25 protein-coding genes and 1 pseudogene are annotated in these 22103 nt (G+C 51.2%); 22 read left to right on the forward strand and 4 right to left on the reverse strand.

What is annotated here, in order from left to right; translation table 11 throughout:
• The first annotated feature begins 33 nt into the window (after positions 1-33).
• From ACU4F7_RS08690 to ACU4F7_RS08790, 21 genes and pseudogenes are all read left to right on the forward strand, one after another.
• Entirely contained in the window at positions 34-276 is a 243-nt protein-coding gene (locus tag ACU4F7_RS08690) for a hypothetical protein (RefSeq protein ID WP_481638443.1), read from the forward strand.
• On the forward strand, positions 245-550 hold the full coding sequence (locus ACU4F7_RS08695) for a head-tail connector protein (RefSeq protein WP_481638444.1): 306 nt from the start codon (positions 245-247) through the stop codon (positions 548-550). Before ACU4F7_RS08690 ends, ACU4F7_RS08695 begins: the two co-directional genes overlap by 32 nt.
• Positions 551-610: 60 nt before the next feature.
• Positions 611-790, forward strand: coding sequence for a hypothetical protein (locus ACU4F7_RS08700; RefSeq protein ID WP_481638445.1), 180 nt, complete (start codon positions 611-613; stop codon positions 788-790).
• 2 nt (positions 791-792) lie between these two features.
• Positions 793-1125: a phage head closure protein gene (locus ACU4F7_RS08705; protein WP_007898351.1), complete on the forward strand. Its 333-nt coding sequence runs from the start codon at positions 793-795 to the stop codon at positions 1123-1125.
• On the forward strand, positions 1118-1603 hold the full coding sequence (locus tag ACU4F7_RS08710; RefSeq protein WP_481638446.1) for an HK97-gp10 family putative phage morphogenesis protein: 486 nt from the start codon (positions 1118-1120) through the stop codon (positions 1601-1603). The genes ACU4F7_RS08705 and ACU4F7_RS08710 overlap by 8 nt, the downstream gene beginning before the upstream one ends.
• On the forward strand, positions 1600-1965 hold the full coding sequence (locus ACU4F7_RS08715; protein ID WP_338464526.1) for a DUF3168 domain-containing protein: 366 nt from the start codon (positions 1600-1602) through the stop codon (positions 1963-1965). The genes ACU4F7_RS08710 and ACU4F7_RS08715 overlap by 4 nt, the downstream gene beginning before the upstream one ends.
• A 48-nt stretch (positions 1966-2013) precedes the next feature.
• Positions 2014-2511, forward strand: coding sequence for a phage tail tube protein (locus ACU4F7_RS08720; protein WP_024559569.1), 498 nt, complete (start codon positions 2014-2016; stop codon positions 2509-2511).
• A gap of 54 nt (positions 2512-2565) precedes the next feature.
• On the forward strand, positions 2566-3048 hold the full coding sequence (locus tag ACU4F7_RS08725; protein ID WP_481638447.1) for a phage tail assembly chaperone family protein, TAC: 483 nt from the start codon (positions 2566-2568) through the stop codon (positions 3046-3048).
• The gene (locus ACU4F7_RS08730) at positions 3045-3209 is read left to right on the forward strand and encodes a phage tail assembly protein T (protein ID WP_419144535.1); all 165 of its coding nucleotides are present in this window, start codon (positions 3045-3047) and stop codon (positions 3207-3209) included. Before ACU4F7_RS08725 ends, ACU4F7_RS08730 begins: the two co-directional genes overlap by 4 nt.
• A gap of 75 nt (positions 3210-3284) precedes the next feature.
• Positions 3285-5699 (forward strand): phage tail tape measure protein, encoded by a 2415-nt coding sequence (locus tag ACU4F7_RS08735; RefSeq protein WP_024559571.1) that lies wholly within the window; start codon positions 3285-3287, stop codon positions 5697-5699.
• Positions 5699-6163, forward strand: coding sequence for a hypothetical protein (locus ACU4F7_RS08740; protein WP_481638448.1), 465 nt, complete (start codon positions 5699-5701; stop codon positions 6161-6163). The genes ACU4F7_RS08735 and ACU4F7_RS08740 overlap by 1 nt, the downstream gene beginning before the upstream one ends.
• A gap of 2 nt (positions 6164-6165) precedes the next feature.
• Positions 6166-6645: a DUF1833 family protein gene (locus ACU4F7_RS08745; protein ID WP_024559573.1), complete on the forward strand. Its 480-nt coding sequence runs from the start codon at positions 6166-6168 to the stop codon at positions 6643-6645.
• 7 nt (positions 6646-6652) lie between these two features.
• Complete coding sequence (locus tag ACU4F7_RS08750) at positions 6653-7033, forward strand: hypothetical protein (protein ID WP_024559574.1); 381 nt, start codon at positions 6653-6655, stop codon at positions 7031-7033.
• Positions 7030-10113, forward strand: a complete 3084-nt coding sequence (locus ACU4F7_RS08755; protein ID WP_024559575.1) for a host specificity factor TipJ family phage tail protein — start codon at positions 7030-7032, stop codon at positions 10111-10113. The genes ACU4F7_RS08750 and ACU4F7_RS08755 overlap by 4 nt, the downstream gene beginning before the upstream one ends.
• A 54-nt stretch (positions 10114-10167) precedes the next feature.
• A complete protein-coding gene (locus ACU4F7_RS08760; protein ID WP_024559576.1) occupies positions 10168-11982 on the forward strand; it encodes a tail fiber/spike domain-containing protein in 1815 nt (604 codons plus the stop codon).
• A 395-nt stretch (positions 11983-12377) separates the two neighbouring features.
• Positions 12378-13538: an acyltransferase family protein gene (locus ACU4F7_RS08765; protein ID WP_160170546.1), complete on the forward strand. Its 1161-nt coding sequence runs from the start codon at positions 12378-12380 to the stop codon at positions 13536-13538.
• A 75-nt stretch (positions 13539-13613) separates the two neighbouring features.
• A complete protein-coding gene (locus ACU4F7_RS08770; protein ID WP_024559578.1) occupies positions 13614-13919 on the forward strand; it encodes a hypothetical protein in 306 nt (101 codons plus the stop codon).
• Entirely contained in the window at positions 13919-15187 is a 1269-nt protein-coding gene (locus ACU4F7_RS08775) for a Y-family DNA polymerase (protein ID WP_024559579.1), read from the forward strand. Before ACU4F7_RS08770 ends, ACU4F7_RS08775 begins: the two co-directional genes overlap by 1 nt.
• A 359-nt stretch (positions 15188-15546) precedes the next feature.
• Positions 15547-15726, forward strand: a pseudogene (locus tag ACU4F7_RS08780) (isocitrate/isopropylmalate family dehydrogenase); the annotation flags it as partial.
• A 510-nt stretch (positions 15727-16236) separates the two neighbouring features.
• Positions 16237-16677, forward strand: a complete 441-nt coding sequence (locus ACU4F7_RS08785) for an N-acetyltransferase family protein (RefSeq protein ID WP_481638449.1) — start codon at positions 16237-16239, stop codon at positions 16675-16677.
• 832 nt (positions 16678-17509) lie between these two features.
• Positions 17510-17746, forward strand: a complete 237-nt coding sequence (locus ACU4F7_RS08790; protein ID WP_024558005.1) for a DUF4282 domain-containing protein — start codon at positions 17510-17512, stop codon at positions 17744-17746.
• Between the two features lie 90 nt (positions 17747-17836).
• Here the strand turns inward: ACU4F7_RS08790 and ACU4F7_RS08795 are convergent, their stop codons facing one another.
• The 3 genes from ACU4F7_RS08795 to ACU4F7_RS08805 form a co-directional block, all read right to left on the reverse strand.
• A complete protein-coding gene (locus ACU4F7_RS08795) occupies positions 17837-18187 on the reverse strand; it encodes a DUF3147 family protein (RefSeq protein ID WP_024558006.1) in 351 nt (116 codons plus the stop codon).
• 172 nt (positions 18188-18359) lie between these two features.
• Positions 18360-18704, reverse strand: coding sequence for an anti-adapter protein IraP (gene iraP / locus ACU4F7_RS08800; protein WP_029592558.1), 345 nt, complete (start codon positions 18702-18704; stop codon positions 18360-18362).
• A 335-nt stretch (positions 18705-19039) separates the two neighbouring features.
• Positions 19040-19507 carry a multidrug/biocide efflux PACE transporter gene (locus ACU4F7_RS08805; RefSeq protein ID WP_481638450.1) on the reverse strand — a complete coding sequence of 156 codons (468 nt, stop codon included), beginning with the start codon at positions 19505-19507 and terminating at the stop codon, positions 19040-19042.
• 101 nt (positions 19508-19608) lie between these two features.
• On the opposite strand from ACU4F7_RS08805, the gene ACU4F7_RS08810 reads away from it, so the two are divergent.
• Positions 19609-20508: a LysR family transcriptional regulator gene (locus ACU4F7_RS08810; RefSeq protein WP_481638451.1), complete on the forward strand. Its 900-nt coding sequence runs from the start codon at positions 19609-19611 to the stop codon at positions 20506-20508.
• Positions 20509-20561: 53 nt separating this feature from the next.
• Here ACU4F7_RS08810 and ACU4F7_RS08815 read toward each other — a convergent pair whose 3' ends face one another.
• The gene (locus ACU4F7_RS08815) at positions 20562-21521 is read right to left on the reverse strand and encodes a VirK/YbjX family protein (protein WP_029592561.1); all 960 of its coding nucleotides are present in this window, start codon (positions 21519-21521) and stop codon (positions 20562-20564) included.
• Positions 21522-22103: the final 582 nt, after the last annotated feature.

Here is a 22103-nt window from a genome sequence, read left to right on the forward strand (position 1 = left end):
TAGGGCGCGGTCAGCAATGGCCGCGTTTACCGCATGAAAATTAAAGCACTCCGTATGTTCTCGCACTACCACCTAGGCACCGTTTCACAGGGCGAAACCCGCACCGTGAAAAAGGAGATTGGCGAGGTGCTGGTGAAAATGCATCTGGCCGAAGAGGTTGAGCCTGAAAAGGCGGAAACGCCAGATGCTGAAAAACCCGAAAAAGCCAAAACCGGGGGTAAAGGTGGAAATAAGCGCGGAGCAGATGGCGCAGATAAAGACGCATCTGAGGGTTGACAGCGACTCTGAGGATACGCTTATCGCTGCCTATGCATCAGCGGCCGTCGATTACGTTGAGCAGTTCTGCGACGGCGCGCTGGTGGAAACGATGACACCGCCAGTGGAAGATAAAGAGCCTCCCCGTGAGGTTCTTTTTACTTCCGGCATCTGGGCGGCAATGCTGTTGCTGATTGGTCACTGGTATGCAAATCGTGAGGCCGCAGCGCAGAACCTTACAGAAACGCCGCTGGGCGTTGAGGCGTTGCTGATACGGCACAGGAGATGGCACTGATGGCCTGCTCCGGATGCGCCGCCCGGCGCGAGTGGCTGAAAAAGTGGATGAAAATCGCCTATGAACGATCAACAGGTAAACCAGCTGCTGGCGGCAATGGCAGCCCAGACAGCAGCGATGAACCGACTGGCGGAGTCAAACGAGGCTCTGACGGCGGTGATCTACCAGTCAATGGTAGCGGAAGAGAATGAAGCTGAATTTCCACAGCACACTTACCTTAGCGGTAAGCCCGGGGGGTGAGTATGCAGGCCGGAAAGCTCAACAAGCGCATCACACTACAGAAGCCGGTTAAGACGCAGAGCCCGGCCACCGGCGCCGTTGTTAATGGCTGGGCTGATGTGGCCGAACTGTGGGCTAACGTTACTGACCTTTCCGCACGGGATTTTGTGGCCGCGAAAGCAGGTCAGAATGAGGTAACGACGCGGATCACCATCCGCTGGCGTGATGACGTCACGGATAAGCACCGCATTCTTTACCGTGATCGTGTTTACGATATTCAGGGCGTGCTGGAGGACGACAAAAGCGGGCGCGAATATCTGACGCTGCCATGCTCCCGGGGGGTTAACGATGGCTGATGGCATTGATTTCAGCATTACCGGGCTCGATTTGCTGCTGGGCAAGCTGGACAGTATAAGCGATGACCTGCGGCGGCGCGGCGGGCGGGCGGCGCTCCGTCGCGCCGGCAACGTTATTGTCGATAAGGCAAAGGAAAACGCCAGCCGCATCGACGACCCGGAAACCGGGCGCAGCATTGCCGCTAACGTGGCGATGCGCTGGAACGGCAGGCTTTTCAAAACAACCGGTAACCTGGGCTTTCGCATCGGGGTACTGCACGGCGCCGTGCTGAAAAATCATCCTGACCTCAGCGAGAACGCGCCGACCCCACACTGGCGCCTGATTGAGTTCGGTACCGAGAAAATGCGCGCCCAGCCTTTCATGCGCCCGGCGGCGGAAAGCAGTATTAACGAGGTGGTAAACACTTTCGCCACCGAATATGAAAAGGCCATCGACCGCGCCATTAAGCGCGCGCAGAAGAAAGGAGTGCCTCCATGATCGCGCCCATCTTTTCCGTCTGCGCTGCCAGCCCGGCGGTAACGGCGTTACTGGGAACTGACCCTGTGCGCCTTTATCCCTTCGGCCTCCAGGATGATGCTGTTGTTTACCCCTACGTGGTCTGGCAGAACGTCAGCGGCTCTCCGGAGAATTACCTAAAGCAAAGGCCCGATGTCGACTCGTTCACCCTGCAGGTGGATGCCTACGCCGACACGGTGGATGAGGTGATCGCCGTGGCCGCCGCGCTGCGGGACGCCATTGAGCCGCATGCTTACATAACGCGCTGGGGAGGGCAGGAGAAAGACCCCGAAACCAGGCGCTACCGCTACTCCTTCGATGTTGACTGGATAGTCAGGCGATAACCCTCAAACACCGGCCCTGAGCCGGTTTTTTTATATCCGGAGATAATTATGTCTGTAGTGACACAAGGCACGCAGCTCTTCGTTTTGGCAAATGGTGCCGTAAGCGAAGTGGAGTGCATCACCGCGTTTAACCCGGGCGGGAACCCTGCCGATCAGATTGAAGACACCTGCCTGAGTGAACGCAGCACGCGGCGCTATAAAAAAGGTTTGCGCACGCCAGGCGCGGCAACCATTACCCTCAACGCAGATCCGGCAAATGCCAGCCACCTTATGCTGCATCGTATGTCTGAATCTGATGACCAGGAAGATATTACCTGGGCCGTTGGCTGGTCAGACGGCGAATCAGTTCCCTCTGTTGCTACAGGTTCTGATCCGGAAGCAGTGGAGGGTCTTTCACTTCCCGAGGACCGCACCTGGTTTGTTTTCCAAGGCAAGGTAACGGACTTCCCGTTTGATTTCGCGGCAAATGCTGTCGTGGCTACCTCTGCTTCTGTCCAGCGTTCCGGACCGGCTGTCTGGGTCCCGAAAGTACAGGCGGGCAGTTAACCAGCGCGGGGTTAGCGGCCCCGCGTTATTTTATTGATGAAAGGAAAGACTGGTATGCAGCTTACTCTCGATAACCTGAAAAAAGCGGGCGCGTTTACCGGCCGGCCAGTAGAAAAAGAAATTACCTGGAAGCAGGGGGACACGGAGCTTACGGCAACGGTCTACATTCGCCCTGCTGGATACCATGCCGCGACGCAGGGCATTCAAGCCGGTGCCGGTAAAATTGACGGTGTGGCAGGTTACATTGCCGCTGCAATCTGTGATGAACAAGGTAATCCTGTGTTTACCGCTAAAGATATTACCGGCGAGGCGGATCCTGAGCGCGGCGCGCTGGATGGCTCGCTTACTGTAGCGCTTCTGGTGGCTATCCAGGAGGTCAACGAACTGGGAAAGACGAACTCAGTGCTGAAGATGAAATCTGGTGCGAGCTCGTCCTCAACGGAATTGGCGGCAGAACCATCGCGGAAGCACAGGAAGCCCTCAGTTTCCGGGAGTACCAGCTCTGGGTCAGATACCGTATCAAATATGGAAGCCTGAATCCCGTAATGCGTACCGAATGGGGGGCCGCACTTGTAGCGTCTGTTATAGCCAACGTCAATAAAGGGAAAGACACCCCTTCTTTCCGCATAAGCGATTTTGCTCCCCATATCGAAGAGCCGCCCGTTTCTCTCGAAGAAGCCATGAAGTCATGGAGTTAATGGCCAGGCGGTACCAAATATCGCATCAGACCTGATTATAAAAATATCCGCTTGGCGGTTTTTTATGGAGATTATATGGCCGGTAAATCCCTTGGAACCCTGACGATAGACCTGATCGCCAGGGTAGGTGGTTTTGTTGCTGGCATGGATAAAGCAGAGCGCTCGTCTGAAAAGTGGCGAAAAAAGGTTCAGTCAGATGTGAAAGCGGCTGGCTCTGCCATTGCCACCATAGGAACCGCCGCAGCGGGCGCTGCAGTTGCCGTATCATCGGCCGGCATTGCCTTACTCAAATCCACTTCTGAACAAATCACTGAAACAGACAGGTGGGCGAAGTCGCTGCGCGTATCCACTCAGGAACTGATGGCATGGCAATTTGCCGCTGAAAAGGCCGGTGTATCAGGCGATCAGATAGCTGATATCTTCAAGGACATTGGCGATAAAATCGGTGACGCAGTTCTGAATAAATCGGGTGAAGCGGTCGATGCGCTAAATGCCCTGGGGCTTTCTGCCGAGAAGCTCTCTAAAGTCACACCAGATAAGCAACTTCTAGCTATTGGGGAAGCCCTTGGGAAAATTAACACCAATGCTGAAAAGATCAATATTCTGGAAAGTCTGGGCAACGACCTTTCCAAGCTATTGCCTCTCTTTGATAACAATAACCAGAAACTAACGCAGTTTATTCAACTGGCGAAAGACTATGGTGTTGCTCCGGATCAGGAATCTATTGATGACCTTCTGAAGGCGAATCAGATATTTCAGGATCTAGAGGCGCAGGCAAAAGGTCTGAAAATGGAGATTGCTGCAGGTCTGGCGAAGGTTGACCTGTCACCACTCCAGCACGGTCTGGATGATCTTAAAACAACTTTTACCGACCCGGCAGTTTTACAGGGTTTATCTGACATTGTGGGTGGCGTTGCTTCTCTTGTTGGATGGCTTGGTAAGGCGGCATCAGAGCTGGGTCGCCTGATTGAAAACTTCCAGGGCGGTCAACAGGTCGCCGCGAATGCTTCGCGCATTGAAATAGAGCGTCGAATAAAGAACCTGGAAGCGGATCTGAACGATAAGGGCGTTCTTGCGGATATAAATCGGATCGGGATGGATACGGACTCTCGCCGAAAAGAGCTTATTGAATTACGTGAAAGACTTGCAGATGTTAAAGATTTCAAGACTAGCCTGCCTGTCAACACTGCAGCCGTAAGTAGCACATCCAGTACTGGATTTAAGCTCGGTGCCGGTGAAACTAACGGCAAGCCGACAACGGATAATGCAGCTAAAAAGCTTGAGAATGCTTTCAAATCCGCTGAGATGGCTTACCAGCGCCAGATTGCGCTAATCGACATTACGGGTAAGAAAACCGTTGAAGTGACTGAACTTCAAAAGCTCCAGTTCGACATCGCCGATGGCAAGCTCGCGGGTCTTAACGCCGCGCAGAAAACCCGACTTGAGCAACTGGCGACTGAAATCGACCGCCTTAATGGTGTCCGCAAGGCGAATGAGGAAAACCAGAAGCTTGCCGAGTACGTGTCTGGTCTGCAGTCTTCTAACCAGAACGCGAAATCTTCTCTCGATATCGATGTTTCTGGCGGTTGGCTTGGAGAGCAGGAACGCGGGCGCATGAAAGAACGCCTGCAGCTACAGGCTGATTTCCTGTCGCGACAAAGCGATTTGCAAAAGCAATACCAGGCGGGTGACATTACCCAGTATCTCTACGAAAAAGAGACTTCCGCGTTAAACGATGCGCTGGAAGAACGTCTGAAAATTCAGGAGGACTATTACGCCAAGTTAGACCAGTTGCGAAACGATGGCACGGCCGGATTTGTATCGGGTCTGGCTACGCAAATTGAAGCTTCTATGGACCTGTACAGCAGCATGCAGCAGGTCGGCGCGCAGGCATTCAGCAGCCTCACGGACATGATTGTTGAATGGGCCGAGACTGGCAAAATGAACGTGAAAGACTTTGCGGCCACTTTTATTCAGTCAATGGGTACAGCACTGCTTCAATATGCCGCTGCTCAGGTTGCAATGGCAGCGCTGAACGCCTTCACGCAATGGATAGGAGTTCCCTACGTTGGCCCGGCCGTTGCGCCAGCGCAGGCAACAGCCGCAGCTGCGGCGGCAGGTGTGCTGATGATTGGCGTCAGCACCGCGCTTAAAGGCCAAGCGCATGACGGCATCGATTCAGTACCGGAAACGGGTACATGGTTGCTGCAGAAGGGGGAGCGTGTCACTACAGCCAGGACCAGCGCGAAACTTGATGCAACCCTTGATCGAGTGGGCAAGCAATCCATTGGTGGTCAGGTTTCGAACATCACCATTCCCGTTGAAGTGCATGGCGATCCTGATCAGCGCACCCTAGCGCTTATTGAAAGCGCAGTAACGCGCGGTGCCAGTCTGGGTTATCAGATGACAACCAACGATCTGGCTGCGGGCACCGGAAAAGCTTCCAAAGCGCTTAACAGTGCCTGGACGGTTGGGAGGAAGAAACGCTGATGGCTATCACCACCACTATTAACTATCCGCATAATGAACTTCCAGTTCCTCTGCAGGAAGGCTATGGCCTGCGACCTGTCAGCCCGCTGGTACGTACAGAAATGGCAAGCGGGCGTGCCAGGCAGCGCCGACGCTACATCTCAACGCCGACTGTTGCGAACGTGTCATGGTTGCTGACTGACAAGCAGGCGCAGGCGTTCGAAGCCTGGTTTCGCGATGCGCTTATGGATGGCGCGGCCTGGTTTAATATGAACCTGCGAACGCCTGGCGGTGAATCGCCGAAGGTGTGCCGGTTCACGGATATCTATGAAGGCCCGGATCTGGAGGGTGGCAATTTCTGGCGCTATTCGGCTCAGCTCGAGCTGAGTGAACGTCCGTTACTTCCGCCTGGCTGGGGCAATTTCCTTAGCTTTATCACCGGTTCGGACATAATCGATCTGGCATTAAACAGGGAGTGGCCTTAAGTATGACAGTACTAAACCGGCTTTATGCCTCGGGCGGGAATGAGGTGCTCATTGAGACGCTGCAGATTAACATCGGTGACAAGCTGTATTACCTCACCCGTGGATGGGACGATATAACCGCAACTACTGAGGGTGGAGAACTGGTAACGTTCGTCGCCTGTGGAATAGATATCGCGCTGCCGGCACGCAATGACGATGGCACGCAGGATCTTAAATTCGCTATAAGCAATGTCACCGGCACGGTTTCCGGAGCTATCCGGGATGCGCTTCAGAATCTTTCCGGCGCCACGCTGACCTACCGGCTTTACATCTCGACAAGCCTGAGCGCGCCGGTAGGCCGCCCGTACACACTATCGATTAAGTCCGGATACTGGACAGCAACCGAAGTGCAGATTACGGCGGGCTATATGAACGTGCTGGACCTTGCCTGGCCGCGCTACCGTTACACCCTCCCTGCTTATCCAGGTCTGCGTTACCTCTGAGGTTCTTATGCTTGATATCGATAAATACCGTTCTGTCATCTGGCAGATGGGAGGCCGCGTCTACCCCGTTCTCGACTGCTACGGGGTCGTGCATGAGGTACGAAAAGACCTTGGTTTGCCAGGGTGGCCCGTTTTCGAGGGGGTGATCCGAGAGGGGGATACAATGGCACGTCTCTGTGCTGATTTCAGCCGGACTGTTCGCCGGACAGAGGCGAAAGAGGGGGCTGTTGCCGCGTGTTATTCCGGTGGCGTTATCGATCACTTGGGTGTTGTGATTAGTCTTGACAGCATGCTTCAGGTAATGGAGTCGAATCCCCATCGCAATGTGACTGTGCTGCCGCTCGCACGCTTTGAGCGGCTTTACTCGAAAGTGGAGTATTACGAGTGACAATCCGAATTTTCCCTTCACGACTTCCGGGTGAGCCGCTGGAAACGCACAAAAACGGCGCTATTACGCTTCACCAGTGGCTAATGGAAAACGTCGCATGCTACGCACAAAACAGACCTCAGCACCCGATAGCTGTTGAGGTTAATGGCACACCGGTGCCGCCGAAGTCGTGGCCGCAATGTCAGTTACATGCTGACAGTGACGTCCGGATTTATCCTGTCCCCTACGGGCCGGCGGTTCCCGCCTGGGTTGCTTGGTCTGCCGTGGCGGTGGCGGTGGCATCTGCAGCTTATTCGATTTACATGATGTCCACGATGGATAAAGGAGGCTTCAGTGCTGCAGGGCAGGGTGATCAGATTTCCCTCGATCCGGCCAAAGCCAATACGGCGCGCCTGGGCGACCCTATTCGCGAGGTGTTTGGCCTGTACCGCATTTATCCGGATTATGTCGTGCAGCCGGTGAGCCGGTTCAGTAACGAGCGTGACATGATAACCACCATGTTTCTCTGCGTTGGTGTTGGGGAGTTTGACGACATCAGCATGGATGATATCCGCATCGGCGCCACGCCCGTCCTCAGCTTTGGTGAAGATGTTACCTATACCATCTATCAACCGGGCGCGGATGTGTCGGCCGACCCGCGCTCCGAAAACTGGTACAACTCAACGGAGGTGGGCAATACTGGATCCGGAACGGCAGGACTTGACCTTGGCTCCAGCGGGCCTGAAACGGCAAGTATCACAGCTGACGCCGTGCTGGTATCTGGCGGTACCGTGACGCTGATTGGCTCTTCGCCTGATAATGACGATGACAGCGAAACGGAAATCCCACTTGGTTGGGTTACCGGCACGCTCATTGATATCGAGGCGCCTGATACCTACACCGTGACCACAATCGAAGGTTACAGCGTTATATCTGGTTCCGTATCAGAAATCGCGCCGGTAGCTGGCATGCCGGTAACGCTCGGCATCAACAACGATCAGTTCGATTTGGTGGTTGATTCCTATCAGCCCGCTATAGCACCAGTTCCGGGTGTCGGAGGCAGTACCGCGTCGGTTACCGCCAGCGCGGCGCCGCAGACCTATAATTTCAGCACGTCACCGCAGACATTTTCCTTTACGTGGAAGGGGCGCACCTGGCCCGTTTCGCTGACGGCGAACTATGTCAACATGAGCGGGCTGGTGGCGGCAATTACCAGCCAGCTAACCGGCTCCGGGCTTGTAGCAAATGACAGGTCAGGCCGCATTATCATCAGTGAAGAATCCAGCCCGTTTGCAGGCGGTGTCATTACTTACAGTACGCTGCCGGTGGCGGTATTCGGAAGTGCACCATCTTCTGTAACAGGTGTGGCATCCACCGGGGGCGCTGCTGGCCGTATGGCTAATATCCGGCTTTCCTATGCCAGCGGCGGCGGGAAATTTGCTGGCTTGCCGGACGGACAGCAAAGGTTCAGCCTCTCGCCGGCGAATTACCAGTATCAGATTACAGCTATCGATGGGCTGACAATTACAGTGGCTCGTGTGGCAGTCTCTGGTAATAACATAACCAGTGTAGATGCTACCTGGCCTGGATTTGTCAGCCGCACCTTGCTGGATGCGTCAGTCACTGGCGTAAACGATAAATACGACTGGATAGGCCCGTTTCTCTCCTGCCCGGACGGGGAAACCACCGATCGGCTGGAAATTAATCTTAACTTCCAGAATGGTCTGGTGAAGTACAACGACAAAGGAAAAAAGAGAAACAAGACCGTGGTTGTGGTCGTTCAATACCGTCCCGCGGGCAGCCAAGAGGACTGGCAGGAAAAGGCGTTCAGCTACACCCGGAAAACGGAGGATCAGATAGGCTTTACGGAGGTTCTTGACGTGGCACGCGGACAATATGAGGTACGCATGCGCCGCACAGAACCGCCTGCTGGCAGCAGCACCCGCGATCAGGTTTATTGGCAGGCGCTGCGTGCAAGGCTTTCCAGCAGGCCAATCCGCTATGATGACGTTACGACCATTGCGCTGACAATCCGTACCGGCTCACGTCTGGCTGCTCAATCTGATCGGCGGATAAGCATAACGGCTAAGCGCCGTTATGAGCATTTCCCGTCGCGCAGCATCAGCGGCGCTATCTGGCATGTGCTGACAAGCATCGGCATGCGGGAGGACCAGATTGATGGTGATGGTATCGCAGCGATCGAATCTGCCTGGTGGACGCCACGCGGTGAAACTTTCGATTACTCAGCCAGCGAGTCTGGATCCTCCGCGCTCGATATTCTGAAAAAAATCTGTAATGCGGGGATGGGCTATTTCCTACTGTCAGATGGCTTGGCTTCGGTTGGAAGGGAAGGGATAAAAGCATGGTCTGGGGTGGTAAGCCCGCAGGAAACGACAGATACGATGCAGACCGCTTTTACGGCGCCCACGGAAGATGATTTTGATGCAGTCGATGTGACTTTTATCAGCTCGGTGACGTGGGCGGAAGAAACTGTTCAGTGTCGCTTTGGTAGTGACACGCCACGTAAAATTGAGGATTACAAACTCGACGGCGTTATTGACGCAGACCGCGCGTGGCGCATCGGCATGCGTCGTTTGATGAAATACATCTATCAGCACCTGTCGCATTCCGCCGCCACGGAACTGGATGCGCTGTGTTATCAGTTCGGTGACCGTCTGGTACTGACCGATGACATTCCCGGCAGCGAGACCATCAGCTGTCTTATTACGGATATGAGCCGTGACGGCGAAACCGTGACACTGAAAGTCAGCGAGCCACTTGACTGGACGTTTGAAAACCCGCGTTGCGTGTTACGCTTTCAGGACGGTAGCGCGTCTGTGCTGCTAATACCTCAGCGGGTGGATGAATTCACCCTGACGATACCGGAGAGCAGCGCGCTTCGCTTGGATGAGTGGGACATGGATAGTCCTTACATTGAGCCGCTGCGGCTGGTGTTCTGCTCGTCAAAGCGTGTTGGTTATGACGCAATTATCAGCAGCATTGATCCTTCTTCAGATGGTACCTGCCAGCTTACAGCTGCTCAGTATTCACCGCTTTTTTACCAGTTTGACGACGCGAACTACCCTGGCGCCGCCGTCTAACACTAACGGAAAACACGACCCGCCTAAGGCGGGTTTTTTATGTCCGGAGCAAGCATGACCACTTATAATACACGTAATCCGCTTGGTTCTTCTGATCCGCGCGATTTATTCGATAATGCCGAAAACATGGATCACTTCGAAAATGATATGCAAAAAGAATATTGGCCTGACAGGTTTGGCAGGCAGCGTATCACTCGATATGGACAGGAAAAAATAAGTAAGCAAGCTATCTCTCAATACGGATATATCACTCTGGATTCATTTCAGGCGGGCGCAAATATCACGCTTCCGAATCAGGTTTTGCGCGACACGAACAATGGTGAGTATTATCGATGGGATGGTGCGTTTCCAAAAAAAGTGCCAGATGGTTCAACGCCACAAAATACCGGTGGTGTAGGAAAGGGGTCCTGGGTATCAGTCGGAGATGCATCTTTAAGAGCAAATCTTGCTGCGCCTGGTGGCGTGGATTTAGTTGCGGATGCAGTAGACAAGCGGGGCGACATAATGTCCGGCGGTTTACGCATCTCAACCACGTACGGAAATCTTATAGTTGGCGACCAGCCAGTCGGCGTAACAGGTGCTACATGGCCGTCACCTGATTCGCTAAGAGATGCCATAAACATTGCGCGTCGTATTGATAACGCTCCTACAAACTGCCACGCCTTCGCAGATAAGACAGTTATTAATCAGGCTTCTGATTATGGCGGGTATGGAGCTTTTGATTCAACGCTAATCATAACTGGCGGCCACGCTCAAAATCACGCTTACAGCTTTCAGGATCGTATTAATTACGCCGGGAGCGGCTCTCTGGAAAATATGCAGGGATTTTATTCATCCCCTTCACATAATGGAACCGGGACGATACTTAATCGTAAAGGTGTGTATATTAATGATGTACTGCTTGGAAGCACTGGCGTAATAGGTGAACAGAGTGGAGTTTATATTGAGCATTTAAAGGCGGCTCAGGGAGCGAACGTAGCTATAAATGTCAGACAGATGGATGGCTATGGCTATTATGCGCCCAATCTTGGCAAGATGTTCCAGAATGGTGCCGCAGGATTTGGCGTAGATCCATCACAACTAACGAATGCTATAAACTGGCGCGGCGGAGCGACTGGTAACTTTTACGGTTTCGTGACAACTGACGCAAACGGGACTTATTTAGGTACAACAGGCGACACTGGCTTAAAATTTGTATCCGGAAATGAGGTGCGTCTCCAGATTAAGCCTGCCGCAGTATCCCAGCGAGCGCTAACCCCTGGCAATGATAATTCTACTCCGTTAGGTGATATCGTAAACCGCTGGAGCACTGTTTTTGCTGGCACCGGCTCAATTAATACTTCAGACGGCCGCGAAAAATCACAGCCAGTCACTGCGTCAGAGCTATCGAAAACCATGGCTAATGACGAAGATGCAATACTTGATGCGTGGGGCGATGTATCAATAATCGCTTTTCAGTGGCTGAATTCTATTAAAGAAAAGGGGCAGGCTGACGCGCGCTGGCATTTTGGCGTTATTGCACAACAAATTAAAGATGCGTTTGATTCCAAAGGAATCGACGGGACTCGCCTTGGCCTGCTCTGTTACGATGAATGGCAAGACCAGTACGATATTATCCCTGAGGAGGTGGTTGAGCATCCTGCCGAGTATTCTTCTATTTTGGATGTATCAATGCAGTTAATCGTCAAGAAAGAAGCCTGGACAGAGGTTGTAAAGCCTGAGGGTAGAGTGCTGGTTACACCGGCGGGAAACCGCTGGGGCATTCGTTCAGACCAGTGTCTGTGGTTAGAAGCTGCATATCAGCGAAGAGAACGGCAGAAACTGGAGGCCAGAATTAGCAAGCTTGAGGATTTATTCCCCAGTAAATAGCTATTGCTTGTGCTTCCATAGCGAATACTCATCCCACAACCAGATAGCTATCATTGCAACATCAATACCAACGAAGCCCTTCGCAGAAGACATGCCTGTTATTAGCATTAGCAGGCATGTCACACCCATTGCCCTGATAAACCAATGGCTTACTTTTGCAAATGTACTCATAAAACTTACCTCTTATAAAGCTAGAATGTTACAGCCAAGTTAAGGCTGAATCAACAGCAAAAGCCAGAGCATAGGCCGAGTTTAACCCTGATATGCTTGATATACCTGTTAATATATACAGTGTTTCATTTTTATTATAACACCATGAATAAGAAGCTTTTGAGAATTGTAAGTTAGCCATATAAGTAATAGTATGGGATTTTTACTATCATATGGTGTTTACTGTGGTTCTGGGGAAAGTAAAAAGTATACATTATCTTCGTGGCATAGCGGCTTTGATGGTTGTTTTTTATCATCTTAAGGCCACGCTTAATGATGTATACGCGCAAAAAGATTTAGGGGATATGCTATTTAATAGCGGGGCTTTTGGAGTAGATTTATTCTTTATCATTAGTGGCTTTATCATCTGTTATTCAACTGAGAGAAAAGAATCCTTTATGCCCTTAAAATATCTCTTAAGAAGATTTTTCAGGATATATCCGCTTTTATTTGTATCTTTGATTGTGACATATCTATTTATAAGCAATCAAGGTGGGTTTTCATTTCTGCTGCGATCTGCAATACCTTTAAACACTAACTATGATGCTGGATCACCTTTTTTCGGATATAATCTCTTAGGACCCGCTTGGACACTCAGCTACGAAATAGCATTCTATGCTTTATTCCTGCTTTCTTTTGTCCTGTCTCACAGATTCAGATGGCTTATCTGCTCCGGATTGATACTGCTTTTTGTCTTGGGCGTTCAGTACTACTACACAGGAGGGGTAACTCTTCTCGCATACAACAGTAATAATTTTGCGACCGGGACTATTTGGCACGCTCCATTAACTTTCTTATCTTCACCTCTATTTATCAATTTCATTTACGGGCTTGTTGCGTATAAGTTAATTTTGTTTATTCAGTCAATTACCTTATCTGATAGAATTAAACGTACTTTAACCCTGTTTTCATTATTTCTTTTCTTGATTTCGTCCTTGGTAATTCTCTCTGTTCAGGTGTACGGACATGGCCCGCTTCTTTGGGGCGCGTGGTGTTTTGCTTTGGTTGTGTCGGCGCTAATATTTGAAATGAATAACAACTTAAGAGACATTAAACCTTTGAGCTTTTTAGGCGACGTGTCTTATTCATTGTATTTAACACATGCGATTTTGATTGAAATATTTCGTAAAAACCCTGAAGTCTTTACTCTATTCAATAATCAGAAAGGGTTTTCTCAGGTTATATATTTGGTCATCCTGTCGCTATTTCTCGCTTACTTTGTGCATCATCTTATAGAAAAAACCTTCATTTCTGTAGGGAAGATGCTCATATCAAAGATTGGAACAAAACGTAATCATACCCATAAAAAGACAAAGCTTGAGGGGGCTTTGAGCGCGGATCAATAGGCTGCTATAGCTTGATCCTCCTCTCTTTTAAAACTACTGTAAATATAAACAGTATTTTATCAGGGGAGGATAACAATGCACGCAGCAGTACCAAAACTCAAATTAGAAGAAATTTGCGGCGTTAACCGCAGCTCATGTCTTGTAGAAACGCCATCCGGCTACGCAATCATTCAGCCCGATATGATGCCGAAGGAAGGCGCGCGCGTGCTGGTGGCCGCGCTCGGTCAGTTGCAGTTCGCTGTGATAATGGGCGGTGTGCTGATAACTGAAGATGGCGAGAGCATTGAAGGCGACGCGCTAAAAGATGTGAATGTTGTGGGAGTGGTGACGTTTTTCGTGAACGGCGCCATCGCGTTTACTGATGAAAATCCGGTGCTGTGATGTTTGCGCTGGTGGACGTGAACAGCTTCTATGCAAGCTGTGAGACAGCGTGGCGCCCGGATCTGAGACATAAGCCGGTAGTGGTTCTGAGCAATAACGACGGCTGTGTTATCGCGCTTTCTGCCGAAGCGAAAGCTATAGGGATTAAGCGGGGCGCACCGTATTTCGAACAGCGTGAGCTGTTTCGCCGGCACGGCGTTGTGGTGTTCAGCAGTAACTACGCTCTTTATGGCGATATGTCGCAACGGGTGATGACGACGCTTGAGGCGATGTGCCCCCGGGTTGAAATTTACAGCATCGACGAGGCCTTCTGCGATCTGATCGGGGTAAGAAACTGTCGAGACCTGGACGAGTTCGGGCGGGAGATACGTGCCACTATTCGTCAGCATACGCTGCTGACTGTCGGCGTAGGAATTGCCCAGACAAAGACACTGGCGAAACTTGCGAACCATGCGGCGAAGAAGTGGACCAAAACCGGTGGAGTGGTTGACCTGTCGAACCAGACACGACAGCGAAAGCTGATGGCGCTGGTTCCTGTCGAGGATGTATGGGGCATTGGCCGGCGCATCAGCAAAAAACTTGAAGCGATGGGCATTAAAACTGCTCTTGATCTGTGCGATACCGATATTCGTTTTATCCGCAAACACTTCAGCGTGGTGCTGGAAAGAACGGTGCGGGAGCTTCGCGGCGAAAGCTGCCTCGGGCTGGAAGAGTTCGCGCCAGCAAAACAAGAGATTATCTGTTCCCGCTCGTTCGGAGAGCGCGTCAGCGACTATCAGCGTATGCGCGAGGCAGTCTGTTCGTATGCGGCGCGCGCGGCGGAGAAACTGCGCAGTGAGCATCAGTATTGCCGCTACATTTCCACCTTCATTAAAACCTCACCGTATGCCGCCGATCCCTTTTACGGGAATAGCGTCGGCCAGCGGCTGCTTACACCCACCCAGGACACCCGCGATATTATCAATGCCGCCGTTCGCTGCCTCGACCATATCTGGCGCGACGGTTTTCGGTACCAGAAAGCAGGCGTGATGCTTGGCGACTTCTTCAGCCAGGGTGTGGCGCAGCTTAACCTTTTCGACGATAACGCACCGAAGCCAAACAGCGCCGCGCTGATGTCAGTAATGGACACGCTGAACATGAAAGACGGAAAGGGCACGCTGTATTTTGCCGGTCAGGGGATAACGCAGTCCTGGCAGATGCGGAGGGAAATGTTGTCGCCGTGCTACACGACGCACCTTGCTGATGTGCCGGTAGCCCGGGCTAATTAGGGAAAAGGCTGTGTCGCTTTTGTGTCGTAAATGTGTCGTGACCGGCCGCCGCGAACGGATCCGGAAAGACAAATAACGACAATTAGCGACACAGTGATCGAAGCGAACGCGGAAAAACAGTGTAGTTACAGTACGTTAAAAATAGACCTACGTTCTTCTAAATCGTGGGTCTCGCGCGCGTCCTTTGGAGGACAAAACGACAGGGTTTTTACCATCATTGCTACGTCTGGAAAGAGCCGAAAAACGGTTATCAAAACACAGAAGAGGTTACGAGAAATCAGTGACTTAAGATATCGATGAAAGGGTGAGCTAAATTAAAATTTTTTAAAGAATATCTTTTTATATCAAAGAGCAATACAGTTTCCTATGAACTACTGCTGCGTCATATGGAATGGTTCGAAGCGGCTGACCTTATCGTCAAAGGTATGGAAGGCGCTATCAACAACAAGACCGTGACCTATGACTTCGAACGCCTGATGGAAGGCGCTAAGCTGCTGAAATGTTCAGAGTTTGGCGACGCGATCATCGCGAACATGTAATCCGCCTGGCGGATTAATGAAGAACGGGAGCCATTGCGCTCCCGTTTTTTTATATACCTCTAAACAGCACCTCCTGTTTAGGTGGTCAGCAACAGGTTGGCTCTGCCAACAATGCTACGCACAGGAAAATCTGCATTCGTTATTTCTATAACTGATAAGGGCTTAACCATACGTAGACTCCAGAAAACATCTCATGTGCTTTGGTGTTTTTACTATCATATCGTATGGACACACAGGCGCCGATTTCGCCTCTTGCGTAACAAGGTTAGCCGTAAAGTTTCCAGGCAAATACGAATCTCAAGTGAGCAGCCCGGCAGAGACATTGTTGAGCTTAATGCCCAGACCATCATGTTCATTTACTTTGCCGTGCTGAGGATGACCCTTACAAAAATTGCTGCTTGCGCTGGATGATGCTCTCAATGCGGAGCCATCCCCTAATCTGGTTGGTTTATCAGAGGCTGGGTGCGGAGTATATTTTTATTCTGAATTTTTTCTGGGCATAGATAAAACATGAGCATTGTGGTCCGTAAAGCGCAGGCCTGCGATTTTGATGCATGGCTGGTTCTCTGGAATAGCTATAGCAGTATCAGTAGTGGCTCCGTTAGCGAAGATATTACGCAACATACATGGACGCGTGCTCTTGACCCGGCATCGCCTGTTCTTTGTCGTCTTGCTGAGTTCGATGGAAATGTTGTTGGTTTTGCTATGTGCGTGTTACATGAAGGCACCTACTACAATAAGCCGGTTTGCTACCTTGAGGATTTTTTTGTCATGGATGGTTTACGCGGGAAGGGGATTGGCAAGGCTGTGCTTGAACATCTTCGTAATGAAGCCATCAGTGAAGGCTGGGCGAAAGTCTACTGGTTTACCCGTTCCGGTAATCCGGCCCGTAAGTTATATGACAAGGTTGCTGCAACTGATGATGTTGTTCGGTATCGAATGACGTTGTAATACGCTGGCGGCGGACCTGTTATTTTTAAAGCTGAATCTCAAATTAAACGCTGTTTCCCTCTGGGGCTTTATAGCAGCTGATTATTCCACCGCCTGGCGGGTTAACGAAGAACGGGAGCCATCGCGCTCCCGTTTTTTATGTGCGTTCGTAAAATGGGTTCCGGGGATGGCGTTGCCCCTTCGCCTATCGTTGGCCGCAGGCGGGCATGCTTGATAAACGAATCGTCACCAGAATGCTTTTTCGCCATTGCTGAGGATTGACATTAGCTAAATCAGGCTAATAATTCTGCAATCTGGTAAAACCCGTGTATCAGAACGCATCGGCAAGAGTTTGTCTCCTGTTCCATGCGGACCACTACAACCAGCTGTGGTCTATCGAATGGTTTCCGGCACGGAATAAAGCTGCATGTGTGTTAATCGCCAGCTCTCACCGGGCTGGCTTTTTTTTTATACCGGATTTCTTGCCAGTCAGTATCATCACGCGCTAAGGCTGAGTCAGTGCCGTCGGCAAGCCGGGTATAATACGGTTCATTAATTATCAAAAATTACCCCCTTTTGCTGGGCCGCTGGAGGAACGCCAGAAAAAGCCTCGGGTCATCCGTCATCGAAAAAAGGGTTTTCGGCCAGGCTTATACGCTACTTCAACGCAGGAAATTTATTTTAAGATGCTTTTTTATCAATGCATTGTGCGCATTTATGTTTTTCCACGCATTAATATTAAGACAGGGGCAAAACATATCATTTCGCGTTTGTGAATCCCCTGAATTCAGGGTTGTAGGAACAGGCGTGAAGCCATACTATGTTTTCTTTTTTAAATCAGGATGATTTCAGAATGTTTAGTTTTGATAAGTTAATAACCCCAAGAATTATCAGTGCGCTTTACATAATAACTCTGGCATTCTTAGTGATTGCAGCGGTATTAACCTTTTTTACTCGCGGATTTAACGCCGCCGGTATCATGTTGCTGATTATGGCTGTCTTCGCCCGTATCTTTTTTGAGTGCATCATGGTGACATTTAAGAACAATGAGTACTTGCGACGGATAGCAGAATCTCTGGAAAAAAAATGATACCAACCGCCCACGGGCGGTTTTTTTATGGCCCTCACAATGGAGAGGTGCGTATGATCCCCATTCAATAGAGGTAAAAAACCACAGCGCTTATAGCAGATGTATGCCAAACCTTTTCAGCAAGGCCGCCCAGCCGATAAATACCAGCATGGTCGTCGCGCAACTGGCCGCCAGGGTAAGCCAAAAACCAAGCCGCTGGTAAAGAAAAGGAAACAGAATAAACATGGGTAGGGTGGGCACCACATACCAGAACGTGTACCAGGCATGGTTGGCAATTTTTAGCTGGCTTTGCCCTTCGAGTTTCATCCAGACAAGGACCAGAACCGTGACCAGCGGCAGTGCGGCGATGAGGCCGCCAAGGCGATCGCTGCGTTTAGCAACCTCAGAGATTAAAACAACAAGCCCTGCCGTAATTGCATATTTTGTAATGAGCCACAGCATCCCGTACCCCCAGACGTAACGTTTACGGCAGCAGGATAATATGCATCATCAGGCATAATTATGAGCGCCCCTGAAAAGAGTGTTAGCCATAAGCATGGGTATAAGCAAGCATGCTTAGCGATAAAAGAGCAGGCGTAAATCAGCAGGGGTAATTTAAAGTATGGCGAGTGATTTAAGTGCTTTTATTGTCACTCGGTAAGGAAGGAATTTCTTGCAGCGCTTCAAGGTTTATTTCAGGGTCTTTTGTCTCCAGCAGTGTGGTTATGGAAAGCAATTCATTAAACTGGGTAAGCAGAAGCTCTGCGTCTGTTTTAAGGGGACTGTCTGAGGAGTCCAGGGCTGCGTTAATTGCTTTTTTTACGCTTTCAACCATCTCGTCGGCGCCGCCCTGTTTTCCTAACGTTAAAAGCATGGCGCTGAGGAGCAAGGATTGAGCTTCAACTTGTGCTGTGAGTAATTTGGCTTCCGCATCCATTTTGGAGATCTTTGCAATCATACTAATAATTACATTTTTCATAACTGCCTCCTGTTTTTTAGACATACTAACCCTTTCAATGTCAGAGGCAATATCAGTAAGTCTTAAACAGGATCCGCGTTACATTTAAATGAACCAGAGGAAAGGCTCTCATTGCGCAGCGCCTGTTTATTCTGCACTCACTATTTACCTCAATGAAACGGCAGTCTCTGCATTAATCCGGCCATGAAAAAAGTGAAATGATTATGCGGGGAGCCTGGGCGCTGGTTGACATCCTTGTCTTTACGTCGCTCACTTTGTTGCCTTTCGCCTTCGGTGTCCTGATTGCAAAGGAGGATTGCGGTGAATAAAAAGGACGCTTCTGCGCTTCATTTTCGTCATGCGGTCGCATCTTTGCGGTTTCGGTTTCTGCGACGTTGCATCAGCCGCGCCCGCAGGATGTCGTATACCCAGTTATAAAGCATGGTGTAGGGCAGGAAGAAGAGAATAAAACCTATCTCCAGCAGGAACGCTTCTGTCAGGGAAATACCCAGGAAACCGGCGGCGATGGATACGCCAATCACGATAAACCCGCACTCAAAGCCTGCCGCATGCAGCGCGCGCACTTTTGCCGTGCGGGCGACCCGGTGCGCAGGCCAGAGTCTGTCGAATATCGCGTTGTAAATAACGTTCCAGATCATGGCGGCGGTGGCCAGCAAAACGGTCAGCCCGCCCATTTCCATCACCTTGCGTCCCATCAGCCAGGCGGCGGTGGGAGCAAGAATGAGTGTGGCAATGCCTTCAAAGCAGACGGCATGGAATACGCGCTCCGCAAGGGCGCGCTTTTCAGGTTCGGAAGTTTGCATTTTCGGTCGCCTTTTCGTGCAGGATTAATCAACAAGGGTTCCGATTTTATCGATGATGATGATAACTTAAAGATAGAATCCATCGATAAAAGCGATACTTCATGCGTTACTCTCCCGAAGCTCTGACCGCCTTTGTAGAAACGGTTGCCGCCGGGTCGTTTTCTGCGGCGGCGCGAAGGCTGCGTAAAAATCAGTCCACTATCAGTACAGCCATCGCCAATCTGGAGGCCGACCTGGGCGTGACGCTGTTTGACCGTTCTGCCAGGCAACCGGTGCTGACCGAGCAGGGACATCAGGTATTTGGCTACGTCCAGGCGATTCTTGCCGCCAGCGAAAGGCTGGACGAGCTGGCTATCTCCTTAGCTGGCGAGACGGAGCCGCGCCTGTCGTTCGTGCTCTCCGATACCCTGGACCCTAAAGTACTGGAAAACTTACTTGCCCGTTTCGACAGCGCTTTTCCCCATACCGAATTCGAGTGTTTGATTGGGGAAGATGAGGACGTCATCGATCTGCTGCAGAAAGGGCGCGCGCAGACCGGCTTAATAGAGGCGAGGGAGAGTTATCCGGTCGACATCGGCTTTAGCCGCCTGCCGCGCCAGACCCATATGGCTATTTATGTCGCCGCGCGCCATCCGCTGGCGCAGCGCAGGCAAATTACATTTGATGAACTTCATGCCTGGCGCGAACTGCAGCTGAATACCTATCTGGAAAGGCCTGATAACCTCTGCCGTGGGCCGGTATGGTCGGCGCCAAACTATCTGATGCTGCTCAGCATGGCGGTACAAGGCTTTGGCTGGTGCACCTTGCCCTGCGCGCTGGTGGCGGAATTCGCCGTGCCTGGTAGCCTGGTCGCGCTGCCTGTGCCAGGCTGGCCGCGGGCGTTGTCTATTGATCTGTTATGGAACAAGCGAACGCCGCCCGGCGTGGCGGGAAGATGGTTACGTCAGTATTTACTTTATGAAAGCGCAGGGGGAAACGCGCCGCCTGAAGCAGGCCGTTGAAACTGGCCCGTTGCTTGAGGGAGCGCGCAAAGCTGGAGAACGCCTTGTCGTTATCAGAGGCGTGACGCAAACCGCGCGCTTAGCTGCGCGCGCATACTATCCAGCAACTGGAAGCGGCGACGGTACTCCGCGCGTTTTTTGCTGGGAATGCTCTCCAGCGTTTTTCGCTCCAGCTGCAGCGGCAGACGCCAGCGAAACGCATCTTCACGCACGCCTTCCACCGATTCCCAGAATTCGTCGTAGCTGGCATGGAAATGGCGGCCCTTGCTGAACCGGTAACGCAGCGCGCGAAACACATGCCCGTTGTTGCTGACGCCATAGATGGCGCGGATATCCGTAAGCGCCGCGAGTTGCCAGAGAAATTCCAGCAGCAGCCGTTTAGGAAACAAACCATAGCAGGCGCGCGTCGCTTGTTTAATCACTTCATGTGTAACGTTACGGCGCGGCCCTTGTAAGCCGCCGATAACCAGCTGCCACTGCTTTTGCCGACGCGTGACGCTGAACGTCAGGCTGGCAAGCAGGGTCTGGTTTGCATCGCGCAGCCAGAGCGTGCATTCGCCTTCGCGCTCCGCCTTTCTGGCGCAGGAGGCGCTAAGGGTGAAGGCGGTTTCTTCTTTACCCTGAACTTGCAACAACGGCGTCTCTGATATTGCCGTAAACGCGCTGGCAAGAGACGTCGGCAATGTGCTCAAAAACTGGTAGTGGCTGAGTATGGCCTCGGCCCGCTGGCCCGCCGACAAACCGCGAACAAGATAAAGACGATGGGTTTTGCCAGGCAGCGTAATTTGCGACTGGAGCAGTTGCCCAAAATCGGCCCGCTGCGCGAGGCCGGAAAGCATCCGCCGCGTAGAAGAGTAGAAGAGCAGGGAGCGAAGCAAAAATTTCAGCCGGTAATCCCACTTGCTCCAGACAGGGCCGGGGATACATTTCCCGGTAACGAGCGCGGTAATAAGGTGCTCGCCCGGCTGCGGCGCGCAGGAAAAAGGCAGGTTGCTGTCAGTCAAAATAATCATCTCATTCTGGGTTTGTGATGATTATAAGGACAGCCATTTAATAGCTTAACAGAAGTCGTAAATAATTGGTGGGGCCGTTTAGGGTTTATTTAGAAATAGCGATAATGAAAAGAAACAAATACTTTCCTTTATAAATTTATTAAAAACAATCGGTTAGAAAAGTTCTGGTTTTATAGTAAACGTGGAAGATTTTAAGGGGGGGGTTACATGAAGGCGGGTGCTAAAATAATGCATTCGCTCCAGGTTTTTTATTTCTGAAGACAGTCCCGCGCCGATAATACCCTTTTTAGACTGCATGTATTTCAACATACCCTAAACGGCGCGTTAATAAGGATGCAAATAAAAGGTGCTATAAAAGCGAAGCCCGCCAGCAAAAACCCCTGACAGCAGACCGTTACGCCATTTGCCTGTCGCTGCCCATTTGCCTGTGGCTGCCCATTTGCCTGTGGCTGCATAGTGTCGCCAGTGCGCAAACCAGCCAGAGATGACGGTGCGGGATTGGCGCTGTAAGGGACAGTGCACGATACGCCGTGAAGCGGCAATAACTACTCCCTGAGGAGTAGAAACGCATTAGTAGAAAGC

The organism is Franconibacter pulveris (genome assembly GCF_056780215.1).